General features: G+C 64.9%; 13 protein-coding genes. 7 read left to right on the top strand and 6 right to left on the bottom strand.

Translation table 11 applies throughout. The annotated features are described in order from the left end of the window. Positions 1 to 282 precede the first annotated feature (282 nt). Positions 283 to 1,770 carry a lipopolysaccharide biosynthesis protein gene (locus TZ53_RS04840; protein ID WP_172668300.1) on the top strand — a complete coding sequence of 496 codons (1,488 nt, stop codon included), beginning with the start codon at positions 283 to 285 and terminating at the stop codon, positions 1,768 to 1,770. 6 nt (positions 1,771 to 1,776) lie between these two features. Here the strand turns inward: TZ53_RS04840 and TZ53_RS04835 are convergent, their stop codons facing one another. Continuing rightward, a complete protein-coding gene (locus tag TZ53_RS04835; protein ID WP_044660616.1) occupies positions 1,777 to 2,205 on the bottom strand; it encodes a CBS domain-containing protein in 429 nt (142 codons plus the stop codon). A gap of 74 nt (positions 2,206 to 2,279) precedes the next feature. On the opposite strand from TZ53_RS04835, the gene TZ53_RS04830 reads away from it, so the two are divergent. Further along, positions 2,280 to 2,579, top strand: coding sequence for a hypothetical protein (locus TZ53_RS04830; RefSeq protein WP_044660615.1), 300 nt, complete (start codon positions 2,280 to 2,282; stop codon positions 2,577 to 2,579). After that, on the top strand, positions 2,572 to 2,949 hold the full coding sequence (locus tag TZ53_RS04825) for an acyl-CoA thioesterase (RefSeq protein WP_025550743.1): 378 nt from the start codon (positions 2,572 to 2,574) through the stop codon (positions 2,947 to 2,949). The genes TZ53_RS04830 and TZ53_RS04825 overlap by 8 nt, the downstream gene beginning before the upstream one ends. Before the next feature lie 101 nt (positions 2,950 to 3,050). Here the strand turns inward: TZ53_RS04825 and TZ53_RS04820 are convergent, their stop codons facing one another. From TZ53_RS04820 to hisS, 4 genes are all read right to left on the bottom strand, one after another. Beyond that, a complete protein-coding gene (locus TZ53_RS04820; protein WP_044660614.1) occupies positions 3,051 to 3,854 on the bottom strand; it encodes a DUF4167 domain-containing protein in 804 nt (267 codons plus the stop codon). Positions 3,855 to 4,172: 318 nt separating this feature from the next. Beyond that, positions 4,173 to 5,000 carry a peptide chain release factor N(5)-glutamine methyltransferase gene (gene prmC, locus TZ53_RS04815; protein WP_044660613.1) on the bottom strand — a complete coding sequence of 276 codons (828 nt, stop codon included), beginning with the start codon at positions 4,998 to 5,000 and terminating at the stop codon, positions 4,173 to 4,175. A 118-nt stretch (positions 5,001 to 5,118) separates the two neighbouring features. Beyond that, entirely contained in the window at positions 5,119 to 6,210 is a 1,092-nt protein-coding gene (prfA, locus tag TZ53_RS04810; protein WP_044660612.1) for a peptide chain release factor 1, read from the bottom strand. After that, complete coding sequence (gene hisS / locus TZ53_RS04805; RefSeq protein WP_044660611.1) at positions 6,210 to 7,472, bottom strand: histidine--tRNA ligase; 1,263 nt, start codon at positions 7,470 to 7,472, stop codon at positions 6,210 to 6,212. Before hisS ends, prfA begins: the two co-directional genes overlap by 1 nt. Positions 7,473 to 7,624: 152 nt before the next feature. Between hisS and TZ53_RS04800 the strand changes: the two genes are divergently transcribed. Then, complete coding sequence (locus TZ53_RS04800; RefSeq protein ID WP_044662861.1) at positions 7,625 to 9,544, top strand: M61 family metallopeptidase; 1,920 nt, start codon at positions 7,625 to 7,627, stop codon at positions 9,542 to 9,544. Between the two features lie 43 nt (positions 9,545 to 9,587). Beyond that, positions 9,588 to 10,130, top strand: a complete 543-nt coding sequence (ppa, locus tag TZ53_RS04795; protein WP_025550754.1) for an inorganic diphosphatase — start codon at positions 9,588 to 9,590, stop codon at positions 10,128 to 10,130. Between the two features lie 179 nt (positions 10,131 to 10,309). Here ppa and TZ53_RS04790 read toward each other — a convergent pair whose 3' ends face one another. Then, complete coding sequence (locus TZ53_RS04790) at positions 10,310 to 12,721, bottom strand: ligase-associated DNA damage response DEXH box helicase (RefSeq protein ID WP_044660610.1); 2,412 nt, start codon at positions 12,719 to 12,721, stop codon at positions 10,310 to 10,312. Positions 12,722 to 12,944: 223 nt separating this feature from the next. Between TZ53_RS04790 and TZ53_RS04785 the strand changes: the two genes are divergently transcribed. Continuing rightward, positions 12,945 to 14,270: a cystathionine gamma-synthase family protein gene (locus TZ53_RS04785; RefSeq protein ID WP_044660609.1), complete on the top strand. Its 1,326-nt coding sequence runs from the start codon at positions 12,945 to 12,947 to the stop codon at positions 14,268 to 14,270. Further along, positions 14,267 to 15,199: a 2-hydroxyacid dehydrogenase gene (locus TZ53_RS04780; RefSeq protein ID WP_044660608.1), complete on the top strand. Its 933-nt coding sequence runs from the start codon at positions 14,267 to 14,269 to the stop codon at positions 15,197 to 15,199. Before TZ53_RS04785 ends, TZ53_RS04780 begins: the two co-directional genes overlap by 4 nt. Positions 15,200 to 15,201 lie beyond the last annotated feature (2 nt).

The raw sequence follows: 15,201 nt of genomic DNA, 5'->3' as shown, positions 1-15,201 counted from the left end.
CGCCCACATGTCCCTTCATCAATCAACAATGTCAAAGAGCCGACAACCATACCGGACAGCTGTCCTACCCCGTTCCTTGCGTTCCGGGAGACCAGCGTCCGTTCCTGTTGGCGACCGTCGTTTCCGCCGTCCCTGTGGGGCAGCGCCGCGTCGGTGAAGGGGCATATATGGAGGGCTTCCCGAACCGTCAAACCCTTTTTGCAATTTTATTTCAGAATTTTTTGGGACTTGCCGGATAGAAGGACCCCGCGGCCATGAACGGTCCGGAAAACAGGAATGAAGATGGGTTTGCAGGACGCCGACGCAAGCGACGCCGGTTTTGGCTCGAAGATAAGAAGCGCGATCCTCTGGCGGTCGGGCAGCCAGATCGTGGCGCAGATGCTGAGTTGGGTCGTGACATTGGCCGTGATTCGAATGCTCGATCCCGCCGATTACGGTCTGTTCGCAATGACGCAGGTGATCCTGAACTTCGCGACCTTCCTCAACGGCTATGGGCTGGTGAGCGCGCTGGTGCAGTCCGAAACCGTCGAGACGCACAAATTGCGGCAGGCCTTCGGCATCATGCTGTTGCTGAACGGCGGACTTGCCCTGGCCCAGCTTGCGGTCGCTCCGCTGGCAGCTGCCTATTATGAGCAGCCCATGGTTGCGGATCTGCTGCGGGTGCAGGCGCTGCTCTATCTGTCGACGCCCTTCATCTCGATTCCCGAGGCGATCATGGGCCGGGCGATGGATTTCCGGCGGCCCGCGCTGGTCAACCTGATCGCGGCCATCGCGTCGGCGGCGGTGGCGCTGACCGGGGCGCTGTCGGGCTGGGGCGTCTGGACATTGGTGTTCGCGCCGATTGCGGGATTCTGGGTCAAGGGCATAGGCTATGTGCTGGCGACCGGGTTCATGCCGATTCCCAGCTTCGATTTCCGCGGGACCGGAGCGATGGTGGCCTATGGCGCGTCGCTGCTGGGGGGGCAGCTTTTCTGGATCGTGCAGAGTCAGGCCGACATCTTCATCGGCGGGCGGGTGCTGGAACCGCATCAACTGGGCCTTTATGCCGAAGCGCTGTTCCTGACGCAGATCTTCGTCAGCAAATTCATCCCGCCGCTCAACGACGTGGCCTTTCCTGCCTATGCGCGGATGCAGAAGGACCCGTCGCGAATCGCATGGTCCTTCTGCAAGGCGGTGCGGCTGCTGCTGCTGATTAGCTGCCCGGTCTATCTGGGCATGGCGGCGACGGCGGGGCCTTTGGTCGAGACGCTGTTCGGCGCGAAGTGGCGGGACATGGCGCCTTTCGTCGCGATTCTGGCGCTCGCCATGCCGTTCATGACGTTGCAGGTGATGTTCGCGCCGGTCAGCAATGCGCTGGGCCGGCCGGGGACGACGGCGCGGGTGTCGGCGGTGGGCGCGGTGCTGATGCCGGCGGCCTTCTTCATCGGGATTCGATTCGGGGCGATGGGGCTGGCCTGGGCATGGTTGTGCGCTTTCCCGATTCTGACGCTGATCACCGCCCAGCTGGCGGGCGCGCCGATGGGGTTGCGGCTGATCGACCTGATGCGGGCGACCGCACCGGGGCTTGGCTGCTCGCTGTTGATGGCTGCGGCGGTGATGGCGGTCGACCGGTTGCTGCCGCCCCTCGCCGCACCAATCCGGCTGGGGATATTGGTGCCGGCAGGCGGGCTTGCCTTTCTGGCCGCCCTGATGCTGTGCGCGCAGGGGACGCTGATGGAGCTGGTCGCGCTGGTCGTTCGGCGGGCCCCGCCGGTCGAGGCGCCCGCCTGAAACGGGTCAGGCGGTCTGGATATAGTCGCGCAGGGCGGCCGCTTCCGATTCGATCGAATCGATGCGGAACTTCACCAGATCGCCTATCGACACCAGCCCGACCAGCGCGCCGTCGACCACGACGGGCAGATGCCGGATGCGCCGCTTCGTCATTAGCGACAGGCAGTGGATGACGGGCGTCCGCTCGTCCGTGGTGATCGCCGGAGCCGTCATGATCTCCCCCACCGGACGCTCCAGAACCCCTGCCCCCTCCTGCGCCACGCGATAGACCAGGTCGCGTTCGGAGAAGATGCCGACCACCTTGCCGTCATCCACCACCGGGACGCAGCCGATCCGCCGCTCGGCCAGCAATTGCACCACCGACAGGACCGTGTCGCCCGATTGCACCTGGACGACATCCTGTCCCTTGCGTTGCAGAATCGCCGCGATCGTCATGGTCCGTCTCCCTGCCTGCCGGCTAAATGCCTCAGTCCCTTGATGATCCCACTTTCACACTCCAAAGGAAAGGGATGACGCACAGACAAGGACTTGATGACCCGCAGGTCGCGCAGGTCGCATGGCGGCGGTTCCGCCGCATCATGGGATGGATGGCGCTGGGCGGCGCATTGTGCGTCGGGGCGGCGCTGCTCTTCCTGCACTGGTGGGCGGGCCCCATGCCGATCCATATGGTCATCGCCACCATATTGGGCGTCTGGTTGACGTTCATGTTGGGGACGGGTCTGATGGCGCTGGCATTTCTGTCGAGCGGAACGGGACATGACGAACAGGTCATCGACCGGATGAAGGATGAGGTTTCCAGTGATGACTGACGAAAAGGGCGAAGTGGTGTTGCGCGTGGTGCCGCACATAACGGACATCAACGCCAATGGGCATATTTTCGGCGGCTGGGTGTTGAGCCAGATGGACATTGCCGGCGGCATCATCGCCGCCCGGATCGCCCGGGGCGCCGTAGCGACCGTCGCGATAGAGGGCATGACGTTCATTGCCCCGATCCTGCTGGGCGACATCGTGTCGGTCTATGCCCATGAGGAAAGGCGGGGACGGACATCGGTCGCCATCCGGATCGATGTCGTCGCGACGCGGGGACCGCAGGAGACGAAGGTTGAACTGACCAGCGGACTGTTCACCTTCGTCGCTTTGGATGAAAATCACCGGCCGCGTCCGCTGCCCACTGCCTGATCCCGTCAAGGCCGCGCCGGAAGCATGAAAAAGGGGACAGCGCAGCGGCACTGTCCCCTTTTCTTGACGCTCGTCCCCACCCATCCGGGCGGAACCGGCGCCTATTCGGCGGCTTCAGCAGCAGGCCGGGCCCGGCGGGTGCGCTTGCGCGGGGCTTCAGCGGCAGGTTCCGCATCATTGTCGGCGCGCGCGATCGAGGGCGGCAGCACCGCCAAGTCCAGACCGCCCTGGCCTTCCTCCTGCGCGGCCGCCGCCTTGCGCGGACGTCCGCGACGGGCGCGGGGAGCCTCAGCCTCGGGCTGCGATTCCGGAGCGGCCTGCGCGGGGGCCGACGGCTGAGGCGCGGTTTCGGGCTGCCGCTGTTCCACGGCTTCCTCGATGGCCACTTCCTCTACCGGCGAGCGTTCCCGACGCCGTTCGTTACGATCGTTGCGGTCGTTCCGGTCATTGCGATCGCGCCGATTGCGGTCGTTCCGGCCTTCGCGATAATCGCGCTGCTCGTCCCGACGGCGATCGAAGTCCTGCCCGCGGTCGCTCGCCTGATCGGCGCGCCCGTCCTCGCCCGCTTCGTCCCCGGCATCGAAATCGTCGAAATTCTCGTCGAAGCTTTCGTCGCGCGGGCGGAAGCGTTGCTGCTGCTCCTCCTGACGGGCGCGATTGTCGGCCAGCACGCGGAAATAATGGTCGGCAAACTGCAGATAATATTCCGCATTCACCCGATCGCCCGCCATCTGGGCATCGCGCGCCATATTCTTGTATTTTTCAAGAAGCTGGGCCGCATTGCCGCGCGCGCGGCTGTCGATCCGGTTGCCATTGTCACCGCCGCCCCGATTGCCACCGTTGGGCCGGCCATTATTGTTGTTCCGGCCGCGATTCCGGCGACCGGCCTGCCTGTTGTTGATCAAGAGCTGATCCTTGCGTTCACTTTGCCATCATTCACGGAAAAACACTGTTCAGTCGCCATCCTTCAGCACGGCCTGACCATCAGGCCGGATAAGGCTCCGCCAGGCAGGGGCCGAGCGATCGGCCTATGCCCTTGACCTGCCAGAGGCGCCTGCGCAGCAGCGCCGTCGTGACTTTGAAGGAGCGGGAAAACGGCCTTTTCTTGTCGCGGCCCCACAGGGCAGATCCTCAGGATAGTGCCGTCCCTAAGCTCCATGTAGTGGCTTCCCGGCCATAAACCAAGCAATTTTAGCTTGTGCCGGCGCAAATCCTTCGCCGGGTCAGACGGATGGAGCCAGGGTTGCGATCAGGCAGCGGTCATGACCGGCGAGATCGTGGCGGACCGCGACGCTAAGTCCTTGATCGGCAAGCAGGGTGGAGACGCTGAGCCGTTGGTCGTAGCCGATCTCGATGGCGGCCATCCCGTCCGGCGCCAGCAGCCGGGGCAGCATCGGCGCGATCCGGCGATAGTCGTCCAGCCCGTCCGCGCCTGCGAAAAGGGCGCTTTCGGGCTCATGGAGGACGTCGCCCGCCAACGCAACGTCGCGGGCGATATAGGGTGGATTGATCAGGATCAGGTCGAAGGAGCCGTCCATTCCCTCCGCCCAGTCGCCCATCCGGAAATCGGCGCGTTCGCTGAGATCCAGCCGATCGGCATTGCCCCGGGCGACCGCCAGCGCCGCCGGGGAAATATCGACGCCCACCCCGCTTGCCTGCGGCCATTGGCTGAGCGCCGCGAGCAGCAGCGCGCCGGAACCGGTGCCGAGGTCGAGGATGCGGGCGGGACTCCGCACGCCGAAATGGTCGAGAGCCGCCTCGATCAGCGTTTCGCTGTCAGGACGGGGAATGAGGACATCTGGCGTGACGCGCAGGCTGATCGTCCAGAAATCGCGCGCGCCGGTGATATAGGCGATGGGTTCGCCGGTCAGGCGGCGTTGGAGCAGCGTTTCGAAGCCGGGCGGGACGCTGAGGTCGCGCTGGCGCATCAGCAGCTCGTTGCGGTCGATCTCCAGCGCGTGGGCCAGGAGCAGTTCGGCGTCGAGGCGCGGGGTGGCGCTGATGAGGGCGAGGCGCTCGGTTGCCTGACGCAAGGCTGGAGCGACCCCCATATTTGTCATTCCCGCGAAAGCGGGAACCCATCTCCAGACGCTGCACCAAGTCGCAACTTATGGGAGATGGATTCCCGCCTACGCGGGAATGACGGATGGTGCTGAGAGGGCGACGGCATCACGCCACGCCGTCCAGTTGGGCGAGGCGGGCGGCTTCGTCCTCCGCCACCAGCGCGTCGATGACTTCGGACAGGCCCGGCCCTTCCAATATTTCCGGCAGGCGGTGCAGGGTCAGGTTGATGCGATGGTCCGTCACCCGCCCTTGCGGGAAATTATAGGTGCGGATGCGTTCGGACCGATCGCCGGAGCCCACCATCGCCTTGCGCGCACCGGCCTGTTCGCTCTGGGCGCGCTCGCGTTCCATCTCATACAGGCGGGCGCGCAGCACCTGCATCGCCTTGGCCTTGTTCTTATGCTGGGATCGCTCGTCCTGCTGCGTCACCACGATGCCGGAGGGCAAGTGGGTGATGCGCACGGCGGAATCGGTGGTGTTGACGTGCTGGCCGCCCGCGCCGGACGCCCGGTAGATGTCGATCTTGAGGTCGCTGTCCGCGATCTGGACGTCGACCTCCTCCGGTTCCGGCAGCACCGCGACGGTGGCGGCGGAGGTGTGGATGCGTCCTCCGCTTTCCGTGACCGGAACGCGCTGGACACGGTGGACGCCGCTTTCGAACTTCAGCTTGGCGAAGACGCCGGTGCCGGTGACGCTGGCGACGACCTCCTTATAACCCCCGACTTCGGAGGCGTTGGCGGAAATGAGTTCCATCTTCCAGCCCTGCGCGTCGGCATAGCGCTGGTACATGCGGAACAGGTCGCCCGCGAACAGCGCGGCTTCGTCGCCGCCGGTGCCTGCGCGGATTTCCAGCATGGCCGGGCGGGCATCGGCGGCATCCTTCGGCAGCAATTGCAGCGCGAGGGCGCGTTCGGCGTCAGGCAACCGACTCTTGATCAGTTGCATCTCTTCCTGCGCCATTTCGCGCATCAGCGGATCGGAATCCGCATCCTCGCCGCCCGCCATATATTCCAGCGCGCTCAGTTCCTGGCGCAAGCGGCGGACCTCATGGGCGGCCTTCGCCACCGGCTCGATCTCCGCATATTCCTTGGACAGCCGCACGAACTCCTCCGGCGCGAGGTCGGCACGCGTCATCGACGCCTGCACCTCGTCCCGGCGCGCCTCGATCTGCGCGATGCGTTCGGCGGAGATATGCATCAGCGCGTTGCCAGTTTCCCGATCAGCGCATCTAGGGCGACGGCTTCCTGTTCGCCCGTGCCGAGATTGCGGACGGCCGCCTCGCCCCGCGCCAGTTCGTCGTCCCCTAGGATCACCGCCCAGGCCGCGCCCGAAGCATTGGCCCGCTGCATCCGCTTCTTCATGTTGCCGCGATAGCCCATGTCGCAGGCAATGCCCGCGCGGCGCAGGTCGGCGATGATGCCGGTGGCCCTGACTTCGGCGGCTTCGCCCATGGGTATGACGGCGACGGTCGGGCCGGCAATCTCCGGCATATCCACCAGCATCGCCAGCCGCTCGATCCCCGCCGCCCAGCCGACCGCCGGAGTCGAGGGGCCGCCGAGATTCTCGATCAGCCCGTCATAGCGCCCCCCGCCCAGCACCGTGCCCTGCGCGCCGAGCCGGTCGGTGATGAACTCGAACGCCGTGTGGCGGTAATAATCGAGGCCGCGCACCAGCCGGGCGTTGCGCTCCCACGCCACACCCGCCGCGTCGAGGCCCGCCGTCACCTTTTCGAAGAAGCTGCGCGCTTCATCGGTCAGATAGGCGTCGATGTCCGGCGCGCTGTCCGCCACCGGACGGTCGCGTGGGTCCTTGCTGTCGAGGATGCGCAGCGGATTGCGGTGCAGGCGATCAAGGCTCTCTTCCGAAAGCTGATCCCGATGCGCCTCGAAATGCGCGATCAGCGCGGCGCGCCACGCTTCGCGGCTCGGGCCGTCGCCCAGCGTGTTGAGGTTGAGCGTCACGCCTTCCGATACGCCCAGTTCCCGCAGCAACTGGTCGGCCAGCACCAGCAGTTCCACGTCCGCGCCCGGCTCGCCCGCGCCGATGACCTCGGCGTCGAGTTGGTGGAACTGGCGGAAGCGGCCCTTTTGCGGACGCTCGTAGCGGAACAGTGGGCCGTGGGTCGCGACCTTCAGCGGCGCATATTGCTGCCAACCCTCGGTGATATAGGCGCGGGAAATGCCCGCGGTGAATTCCGGGCGCAGGGTGATGCTGTCGCCGCCGCGATCCTCGAACGTGTACATTTCCTTGGAAACGACGTCCGTGCTTTCGCCCAGCGAGCGGGCGAACACCGCCGTCGATTCGAACACCGGCACTTCCACCCGCTGGAATCCGTAGAGCCTGCGCACCCGGTCGAAGGTCGCGACCACATGGGCGAAACGTTCCTGAAACGCTTCGCTCGTGCCGCCCAGCATGTCCTGCGTGCCGCGCACCGGGCGCGGGGTTTCGATCTTCGCCATGGGGGAGCGCCTTTAACGATAAAGACGGCTCAAGGAAACGCGCTTTTTTGTCGTAAAATATGCCAAGAAGAGTTGGGGGTGGACGAGAGCGGAATGGCTCGCCATGCTGTTGTTATACGGTCGTTCGACCGCACGCTTTTTCGGAGATGTTCATGATCCGCAGCCTTGCTGCCGCCCTTTTCCTTTCCACGGCGATCGCAACCCCGCTGATCGCGCAGGATGCGATCCGCTCCAAACCTACGGCGCTGCCGGTCGACTATGCCGCGCCGGCGCCCAAGGATGCGCCCTATCCCGGCGGCACGATCAGGCTGGAGGTCGACGCCACCGATACGGTGCAGCGCATCTTCCGGGTGAAGGAAACCATCCCCGTCGCCGCCGCCGGGCCGATGACGCTGCTGATGCCGCAATGGCTGCCGGGCAACCATGCGCCGCGCGGACAGATCGAGAAGCTGACCGGCCTCAGCTTCACGGCCGACGGCAAGCCGCTGGCGTGGAAGCGCGATCCGCTCAACGTCTATGGCTTTGTGATCGACGTGCCGCAGGGGACGAAACAGGTCGTCGCATCCTTTCAGTTCCTGTCCGCCACCCAGCCCAATCAGGGCCGCGTCGTCGTCACGCCCAAGATGCTCAATATCCAGTGGGAGTCGGTGTCGCTCTATCCGGCAGGCTATTATACGCGGCAGATTCCGATCCAGGCGACCGTCACCTATCCCGACGGCTGGCAGGCCGCGACAGCCTTGCGGGGCAAGAAGACCGGATCGACCGTCGCCTATGAGACGATCGACTATGAAGCCTTGCAGGATTCGCCGGTGTTCGCGGGCCTTCATTTCAAGCCCGTGGACCTCGGCCATAATGTGACGCTCAACATCGTCGCGGACGATGCCGACGAACTGGACGCCAAACCCGACCAGATCGCCAGGCACAAGAAGCTGGTCGATGAAGCGGGCGCGCTGTTCGGCACCTATCATTTCGACCATTATGACTTCCTGTTCGCCATTACCGACGAGATGGGCGGCATCGGGCTGGAGCATCACCGGTCGTCGGAGAATCAGGTCGAGCCGGGCTATTTCAAGAAATGGGGCGACGGCGATGCGCTGCTGGACCGCAACCTCTTGCCGCATGAATTCACCCATAGCTGGGACGGCAAGTTCCGCCGTCCGGACCTGCTGTGGACACCCGATTTCAACGTGCCGATGCAGGACAATCTGCTGTGGGTCTATGAAGGGCAGACGCAGTTCTGGGGCTATGTGCTGGGGGCGCGGTCCGGGCTGTTCTCCAAGCAGGAAACGCTGGACGCCTATGCCCATATCGCGGCCAAGCTGGATACGGCGCGGGGCCGCGAGTGGCGCCCGATGGAGGACACCACCCATGATCCCATCATCTCCGCCCGCCGTCCCAAGGGCTGGTCGAGCTGGCAGCGGTCGGAGGATTATTACAATGAAGGCCTGATGATCTGGCTGGAAGCGGATGCGATCATCCGCCAGCAGACCAGGGGCGCCAAGGGCCTGGACGATTTCGCCAGGGCCTTTTTCGGCATCAATCCGGGCGATTGGGGACAGGTCGTCTATAATCGCGGCGACGTCATCAAGACGCTCAACGCAGTCGCGCCCTATGACTGGGCGGGCTTCTTCCAGAAATATGTCGACAGCACGACCAGGGAGACACCCAAGGGCGGCTTCACGCTGGGCGGCTACAGGCTGGTCTATGGCGACACGCCGGGGGCCATCACCAAGGCGGCCGAAGGATCGGGCAAGTTCACCGACCAGAGCTTCGGCATCGGCATGATCGTCAAGAATGACGGCGAGATCAGCAACGTCGTCTGGGACAGTCCGGCCTTCAAGGCTGGCCTGGCGACCGGATCGAAGATCCTCGCGATCAATGGCGATGAATATTCGGGCGATGTGTTCAAGGCGGCGATCAAGTCCGGAAAGCCGCTCCAGATCATAGTGAAGCAGGACAAATATTATCGCACTTTGACCCTCGCATATTCCGGCGGCCTGCGCTATCCGCGCCTCGAAAAGACAGGAGAGGGTGAAGGCAGCCTGGACCGGCTGCTGAAACCGAAAACATAATCACCCGTAGCGCCAACGCGTATCGAAAAAGGCTTGAAGTCCCATGAATATCGAACTGATCCCGGTGGGCGACGATCCGCCCAACAGCCTGAATGTCATCATCGAGGTTCCGGTCGGTGGCGAGCCCGTCAAATATGAGTTCGACAAGGCGTCGGGCGCGCTGTTCGTGGACCGCATCCTGCATACGCCGATGCGCTATCCGGCCAATTACGGCTTTGTGCCGCACACGCTGTCGCCCGATGGCGATCCGCTGGACGCGCTGGTCATCGCCCGCTCGCCCTTCATTCCCGGCGCCGTGGTCGCGGCCCGCCCGATCGCCGTGCTGAATCTGGAGGATGAAGCGGGCGGCGACGAAAAGCTGGTCTGCGTGCCGGCGGATTCGGTCTTCCCCTATTATTCGAACGTTGGTGAGAAGGACGACCTGCCCGGCATCGTCATGGAGCAGATCGAGCATTTCTTCACCCACTATAAGGATCTGGAAAAGAAGAAGTGGGTGCGCATCGGCACCTGGGGCGGCGCGGAAGACGCCAAGCGCATCACCCTGGAAGCGATCGAACGCTACAAGGCTGAGAAGCAGGCCGCCTGAAGCGCTGCGAAATACTGAACGAAAGAGGGGCCGCGTAGCTTATCTGCGCGGCCCCTCTTCATTTTGTCTGATCGATGAAGCGCCGCGCGTTGGAATCGGTGAAGATGGCCGTCCGCTGCGCCACTCCCCAAAGACAGAGGCGATGAATGCCGTAATGACCGGCTGCCTCCACCACCCATTCAATCCGGGCGCATGGCTTCCGCAACCAGGGCTTCGGCCTCGATGAGCAGGGCATCCTCCACCTCATGCTGGGCGACCTGCTCGCGTCCGATGAGGATCAGCACGGGGACGGCGAGCGGGCTCACCCGGTCGAGATCGACATGCAGCATGGTGGCCGAGGCGCGGTCGATCAGGTCGCCCAACCGTCCCACGTCGGTCATCCGTGCGCGGGCGTCGGCCCAGGCCGCCTTCAGCAGCAGATGATCGGGCTGATATTTGCGCAGCACGTCGTAGATGAGGTCGGTCGAGAAAGTGACCTGCCGACCCGTCTTGCGCTTGCCGGGATGCTGGCGCTCTATCAGGCCGGAAATGACGGCCACGTCGCGAAAGGCGCGCTTGAGCAGGCTCGACTGTTCGACCCATTCGATGAATTCATGATCCAATATGTCGGCCGAAAAGAGGCTCTGCGGGTCGGTGATCGGCTTCAGCCCATAAACGGCCAGCGCATAGTCGTTGGAAACGAAGCCCATCGGCATCAGCCCCTGCGCATCCATGCGGCGGGTCAGCAGCATGCCCAGCGACTGATGCGCGTTCCAGCCTTCGAAACTGTAGCAGACCAGATAGTGCCGTCCCTCATGCGGGAATGTCTCGATCAGCAATTGCCCCGGTTCGGGCAGGGCCGAGCGATATTTCTGCACCTCCAGCCATTCGCGCACATCGTCGGGAAAGCGGGACCATTGCTCCGGTTCGGCCAGGAAGTGGCGGACGCGGTCGGCCAGCCGCGTGGACATGGCCATGCGCGTGCCGCCCCAGCTGGGGATGCGTGCCTGTCTGGAAGTCGCGCGGACGATGAGGTCGGTGCTGTCCATACGGACCACTTCCAATGCGGTGCCGGAAAAGAAGAAGCAGTCGCCGGGGCTCAAGGTGGCGGCGAAGCCCTCCTCCACCGTGCCGAGCTTGCGCCCATTGGCGAAGCGGACGGCGAGCGCCGGCTGGTCGACGATGATGCCGGCGTTGAGGCGATGCTGCTGGATGAAGCGCGGATGGGAGACGCGCCATAGACCGTCAGGTCCAAGCGTCAGCCGCTTGAAGCGGTCATAGGCGCGCAGGGCATAGCCGCCGCCCTCGATGAAATGGAGGACATTGGCAAAGGCTTCCTCCGTCAACGCGCCATAGGGGGTGGCCGACCGGACTTCCGCCAGCAGATCTTCCGCCCGAAAGGGCGCTGCGCAGGCGAGGCCCATGACATGCTGGGCAAGGACGTCCAGGCTGCCCGGACGGAAATCGTCGGTGTCGCGCTCGCCCGCCTCCACCGCGTCCAGCGCCGCGCGGGCTTCGAGATATTCGAAACGGTTGCCGGGGATGAGGATCGCCTCGGACGCCATGTCGAGGCGGTGATTGGCCCGCCCGATGCGCTGGAGCAGGCGCGAACTGCCCTTGGGGGCGCCCATCTGGATCACGCAGTCCACATTGCCCCAGTCGACGCCGAGATCGAGCGAGGCGGTGGCGACCAGCGCGCGCAACCTGCCGGCCGCCATCGCCGCCTCCACCTTCCTTCGGGCTTCGATGGAAAGGCTGCCATGATGGATGGCGATGGGCAGGTTCGCCTCGTTCACCGACCAGAGTTCCTGGAAGATCAGTTCCGCCAGGCCGCGCGTGTTGCAGAAGACCAATGTCGTGGCGCGGCGCTCGATCTCCTCCATCACCTGCCGGGCGGCATATTTGCCGGAGTGGCCGGACCAGGGAATGCGCCCTTCGGGGATGAGGATGGCGACATGGGGATCGGCGCCCGCCTCTCCCAAGACCGGAGTGACGGCGCCGATGTCCCCGTCCGGGGCCAGCCAGGCCCGATAGGCATCGACATCGGCGACGGTCGCCGACAGCGCCACGCGGCGAAGGCCCGGATTGATGCTCTGGAGGCGGGACAGGGAAAGGTTGAGGATGTCGCCGCGCTTTTGCGTGGCGAAGGCGTGGACCTCATCGATGATGACCGTCTTCAGGCCTGGGAACATCAGGAAGCTGTCGGGATAACTCAGCAGCAACGACAGCGATTCCGGCGTGGTGAGCAGGATTTGCGGCGGGCGGGCGCGCTGGCGCGCCTTGCGGTCGGAAGGGGTGTCGCCGGTGCGGGTTTCCACCCGGATCGGCAGGCCCATTTCCTCGATGGGCGTCAGAAGGTTGCGCCGCACGTCGACGGCGAGCGCCTTGAGGGGCGAGACATAGAGGGTGTGGAGACCCTCACCGGGATTTTCGATGAGGTCGGCCAGGGTCGGCAGGAAGCCGGCGAGCGTCTTGCCCGCGCCGGTGGGCGCGACGAGCAGCGCGTGGTCGCCGGATCGGGCAGCGCTCAGCATGTCGATCTGGTGGCGGCGGGGCGTCCAGCCGCGTGAGGTGAACCATTGCTCCAGCGGTTCGGGTAGGCGTTGGTTCATGGGGAGGATGTAGGATGAGAAGACATAAACGTCATCCTGTTCAACGCTACCTCGCCTCAAAACGCTCCGCGCTCCTGCGCAGGAATATGGAGCGCATAGTAATTTAACTTTGGTTTCATGAAATAATCTAACAATCCGCTCTGGCTCCTTCCCCCCCGAAAGCGTTACACTCCCTGCCATCGCAGCGGCGCAACAGACGCCGCAAACATGCAGGAGATCATCGATGAACGGCGAAACCGAAGCCGACCTCACGGGCGCGGAACCCACGCGCAACCGCCGCCGCCCCAAGCAACCGATCATGGAAATCGAAGGCCGCAAGCTGAAGCCCGCGACGTTGATGATGGGCCATGGCTATGATCCCACTCTGTCCGAAGGCTCGCTGAAGCCGCCGATCTTCCTCACCTCCACCTTCGCCTTCGAAAGCGCCGCAGCGGGCAAGCGGCATTTCGAGGGGGTGACCGGCATCCGTCCGGGCGGCGCCGAAGGCCTCGTCTATTCGCGCTTCAATGGGCCGAATCAGGAGATTGCGGAGGACCGGCTGTCGGTCTGGGAAGAGGCGGAGGACGCCCTGCTCTTTTCCAGCGGCATGTCCGCCATTGCAACGACCTTGCTGGCTTTGGTGCAGCCGGGCGACGTGATCGTCCATTCGGCGCCGCTCTATGCCGCGACCGAATCGCTGATCGGACGCATCCTCGGCAAGTTCGGCGTGCAGTGGCTGGATTTCCCCGCGGGCGCGAGCGAGGAGGAGATCGGCGCGGTGATCGACCGGGCCAAGGCGCTGGGCCGCGTGGCGCTGATCTATCTGGAAAGCCCGGCCAATCCGACCAATGTCCTCGTCGATCTGGAGGCGGTAGTTGCGCGGCGCGACTTTTCCTTCGCAGGCGAAGAATATCGACCGCCCATCGCCATCGACAATACTTTCCTGGGGCCGCTCTGGCTGCATCCGCTGAGCCATGGGGCGGATCTCGTCATCTACAGCCTCACCAAATATGCGGGCGGGCACAGCGATCTGGTCGCGGGCGGGGTGCTGGGGTCCAATGCGCTGATCAACACCATCCGGCTGATGCGGAACACCATCGGCACGATCCTGGACCCGCATTCCGCCTGGATGCTGCTGCGGTCGCTGGAGACGCTGGAACTGCGCATGAGCCGCGCGGGCGAGAATGCGGCCAGGGTCTGCGCCTGGCTGAAGGACCAGCCGCAGGTGGAGAAGGTCGTCTATCTCGGCTTTCCGGAGACCGAACGACAGGCGGACATCTACCGCCGGCATTGCACGGGCGCAGGATCGACCTTCTCGCTTTACCTGAAGGGCGGCGAGGCGGAGGCCTTCGCCTTTCTGGACGCGCTGAAGATCGCCAAGCTGGCCGTCAGCCTGGGCGGGACAGAGACGCTGGCGAGCCATCCGGCGGCGATGACGCATCTGTCCGTCCCCGCCGAACGCAAGAAGGCGCTGGCGATCAGCGACAATATGGTGCGCATCTCCATCGGCTGCGAGGATGCGGAAGATCTGATCGCGGACTTCGCCCAGGCCTTGCGGGCGGTGGGATGAGGGAAGCGCGCCCCGTGATACTGGTGGCGCAGCCGCATCTGGCGCCGCTGCTGGACGTGCTGGCCCCCCATTATGACGTCATGGCCTTGTGGGAGGAGAGCGGGCAGGCGCGGCTGGCGGAGGCCGAAGCGCTGGTGACGGCGGGCGAGTTCCGGCTCGACCCGGCGATGCTGGAGCGGATGGCGGCGCTGCGGCTGATCGCCTGTTTCACCGTGGGCTATGACGGGGTGGACCTCGACTGGGCACGGGCGCGCGGCGTGGCCGTGACCCATGCGGGGGACGCGAATGCGGCGGATGTCGCGGATCATGCCCTGGGGCTGATCCTCGCGCACCGGCGGCAGATCGTGCTGGGCGACCGGCAGGTGCGGTCGGGTGAATGGAGCGCGGGCGCGAAGATGCTCACCCGATCCATGGCGGGCGCGGGGATCGGGATCGTCGGCATGGGGAGCATCGGGGTCGCCTTGGCCGAACGGGCCGGGGCGATGCGGATGCGGGTCGGATGGTGGGGGCCACGAGACAAGCCGGAACTGCGCTGGCCACGGGCGCAAAGTCTGGCGGCGCTGGCGCGGGACAGTGACGTCATGGTGGTGGCGGCCAGGGCGACCGAGGAGAATCGCGGGATGATCGATGCGTCCGTGATGGACGCGCTGGGGGCACAAGGGCTGCTGGTGAATGTCGCGCGGGGGCAATTGGTGGATGAGGATGCACTGATCGCGGCTCTGCGCGAGGGACGGCTGGGCGGAGCGGCGCTGGACGTGTTCAAGAGCGAGCCTACGCCCGCGGCGCGCTGGGCCGATGTGCCGAATATCGTGCTGACCCCGCATACAGGCGGCGCGACCTATGAGGCGGTCGGGCGGATGCGGGACATGCTGTTGGCGAATCTCGCCGCGCATTTTGCCGGGGAGGCGCTGGTTTCGCCGGTGATTTAACC

The sequence above is a fragment of the Sphingobium sp. YBL2 genome, from assembly GCF_000943805.1.
Taxonomy (GTDB): Bacteria; Pseudomonadota; Alphaproteobacteria; order Sphingomonadales; family Sphingomonadaceae; genus Sphingobium; species Sphingobium fuliginis.
This window is presented reverse-complemented; position numbering and strand designations above follow the sequence as displayed.